Source organism: Curvibacter sp. GW821-FHT01G03, from assembly GCF_059422285.1.
The window spans coordinates 1-3,245 of the sequence record NZ_JBWKWP010000040.1 but is presented as its reverse complement, the minus strand read 5'-3'; the positions used below and the strand labels follow the sequence as shown (position 1 = coordinate 3,245).

General features: G+C 66.5%; 2 protein-coding genes. Both read right to left on the bottom strand.

What is annotated here, in order from left to right:
- The coding region (locus AC07VS_RS28665) for a GAF domain-containing protein (protein ID WP_494752673.1) at positions 1-1,456 on the bottom strand (1,456 nt) is incomplete at its 3' end.
- Between the two features lie 84 nt (positions 1,457-1,540).
- Positions 1,541-3,245, bottom strand: a 1,705-nt coding sequence (locus AC07VS_RS28660; protein ID WP_494752672.1) for a response regulator, incomplete at its 5' end; no start/stop codon positions are given.

Sequence of the window (3,245 nt, the reverse complement as noted above, 5' to 3'; positions counted from 1 at the left end):
CGGTGCGGGCCTGGATCAGGGCCTGCTCGTCGCGCTTGCTCTCGGTGATGTCGGTCTCAATGGCCATGAAGCCCTGCAAGACCCCGGCGCTGTCGCGCAGATCGTTGCAGCTGATGTCGATCCAGTAGGGCGCGCCCGATTTCGCATAGTTGAGCAGATCGACCCGAAAGCCATGCCCGGCCCGCAGCGAGCGGCGCATGTGGGCCACCGTGCCCAGGTCGGTGTCAGCCCCTTGCAGGAAATGCCCCGGTCGCAGGCCGCGCACCTCCTCCAGGCGGTAGCCGGTGATGCGGGTGAAACCATCGTTGACCCAGTCGATCTCGCCCCGGGCGTTGGTGATGATCACGCCATTGGTGGTTTCACTCGCGACCCGGGACAAGCGGGTCAGTTCGCGCTGGATGCGCGTGTTCTCGGCCTGGATGCGAGCCGCTTCGATGAGCTGGCCGATGGTCACCAGCAAGGGCCGCAAAAAATCCGTCAGACCTGCCTCATAGGTGCTGCGAAGCTTGCCCACCCCCAGCAGCGCCACCAGGTCTCCGCCATGGTGGATAGGCACGGCCAGAAAAGCACTGAGCCGGGCGTCGCCCCAGACCAGTTCATCCGCGGCTGTGGTCCCTTGCTCCTGCAGCAGGGGTTGACCGTCCGACAGCACGCTGGCAAACACCCGCTGCAGGCTCTTCAGGTCTTCACTGAAGGGGTCGGCCTCCAGGGCGACGTCCATGGACTGAGTGGACGGCGCGTGGCTTTGCAGGCCATGGATGGCCTGGATCTGCAGGCTCGGGAAGTCATCGCCCAGCTTGTAGACCTCGCCCAGAAAGCCGACATCGCTTTCGGTGAGTTCCAGCAACTGGCTCAGCAGGTTCTCAAACACCGAAGAGCGGTCGGCATCGCGGATGAACAAGGCCTGGGTGTCAACCAGGACCTCGCCCAGATAGCGCGCGCGCTGCAAGGCCTCGGTGCGTTCGCGCAAGACCTGCTGATTGACCTCTTGCTCCACCAGGTCGGCCAGATCGCGCAGGGTGCGCCGCTGCTCGGGGTTGAGCAGGCGAGGCTCATCGTGGATCACGCACAGCGAGCCCAGGCGCAGGCCCTCGGGCGAATGCAGGGGAGCCCCTGCGTAGAAGCGGACGTGCGGCGGCCCCAGCACCAGGGGGTTGTCGGCGAAACGCGGGTCCAGCAAGGCGTCGGGCACTTCAAAGATGTCAGACTGCAAAATGGTGTGCCCGCAGAAGGACACGTCACGCGACGTGGCGCTGGCATCCAGCCCATCGCAGGATTTGAACCATTGGCGGTCACTGTCGACCAGCGACACCACGGCGATCTTCACGCCCAGCAACAGGCGGGCCAGGCGGGTGAGCCGGTCAAAACGCTCTTCGCGGGGCGTGTCGAGCAGGCCCGTGTCGCGCAGGGCAGCCAGCCGCAAGGTCTCGTCAGGGGGTAAGGCAGGAGCTTGCATGGAAACAACCAGTCATGTCGGGACGCGCGCACCTGGCCACCAGGTCGCGTTGAAAAGGCGTCGAAGCCGGAGCGCAGGACAGCATCATGATTCCGCCGCGCCGCGCAAGGCCTGCAAGGCCGCCGGAAAATCAAAGCCACGGATGCCCGCCTCCAGGGCACGGTAAGCGCTGCCAAGCTCGCGCTTGAACACTTCGGTGTGCTGCGCCAGCAGCTCGGCCGCGTCGGGATCGTCGTCGGCCAGCAGCGCGTCGAGTTGCTGCAGGAGTTGAAGGCGCTGCTGACGGGCCGCTTCGTCAGCGACCGGTGCCGATGCTGGTACGGGTGCGGCAGCCGGCGCCGCTGGAGCCGCTGGCGACAGCTGCGATTCGATCCCGTGCACCACCACGGTCAACTGCGACTTGAGTCGCCCGGTCAGTTCGAGGGCGGCGTCGGGATCCAAACGTTCGCTCACAAGCTCGTCGAGTTCGGTGGCCAGTTGTTGCAACCCGGTCGCGCCAATGTTGCCGGCCACGCCCTTGAGGGTGTGGGCCAGGATTTCGGCCCGCTCCCAGTCGCGCTGATCCAGGGCCTGCAGGATCTGATCAGGCACATCGCGCTGACCACTGACAAACTTGCGCAGCAGCGACAGGTAAAGCGGGATGCTTCCGATCACGCGGCGCAGGCCCTGCCCCACATCGAGGCCCGGGATCTGCAGCACCGCCCGATCCAGCAGCGAAGGGGCTTCGGTGGCACCGCTGCCCCCCGCCGAGGTGGGGGCAGCGGTCGAGGCCCGATCGTCAGTGTCTGTGCCCTCCCCCGCCCCCGATTTGTCTGGAATCCAGCGCAGTAGCACGCGCCCCAGTTCTTCGGGCTCAATGGGTTTGGTCACGAAATCGACCATGCCGGCCTGCAGGCAGCGTTCGCGGTCGCTGTCTCGCGCATTGGCCGTCATGGCCACGATCGGAATGTGCTGCCACTCTTCGCGCTGGCGAATGGCCTGGGTGGCGGTGATGCCATCCATGACCGGCATCTGCATGTCCATGAGCACCAGGTCATAGGGGTTCTGGGCCACCTTGTCGAGGGCGATCTGCCCGTTGCCAGCGATGTCGACCATCAGGCCCGCGAGCCGCAGAATGCCCGCCGCCACCTCCTGGTTGAGGTCGTTGTCCTCGACCAGCAGGACGCGAGCACCGCGCACCGGCAACAGGTCCTGGCTGGTGCCGGCCCAATGGGCCTGGGCCCGGCGCTGGCGCCGACGCGCGCCACCCGGTGAGCCGAGCAGGCTGATCAGGGTGTCAAACAACAGGGACGGATTGATGGGCTTGACGATGAGGGCATCAATGCCGGCCTCGCGCGCAGCGGGCCGCAGATCTTCACGCCCATGCCCACCCACCAGCACCAGGCGAGGCGTGCCGGCACGGCCCTGTGCCCGGATCTGGCGCGCCAGGTCAATACCGGCCACGTCCGGCATTTTCCAGTCGAGAAAGGCCAGATCGATGTTGCTGTCCGGGCTACTCTGGCCCAACAAGGCCAGGGCCTCGGTGGCCGTGCCCGCCTGAAGCACCTGAAAGCTCAATGTGGTGAGCTGCTGACTGAGCAGCGCGCGGGCGCGGGGGTTGTCGTCCACCACCAGCACCCGCTTGCCACGCACGTCGGGCAGCGGCTCATGCAGCACCGGCAACTGCGTGGATTTGCGCAGGCGGGCGGTGACCCAGAAGGTGGACCCTTGGCCCAGCTCGCTCTCCACCCCCACCTCGCCGCCCATCAGCGCCGCCAGCCGCTTGCTGATCGCCAGCCCCAGCCCCGTA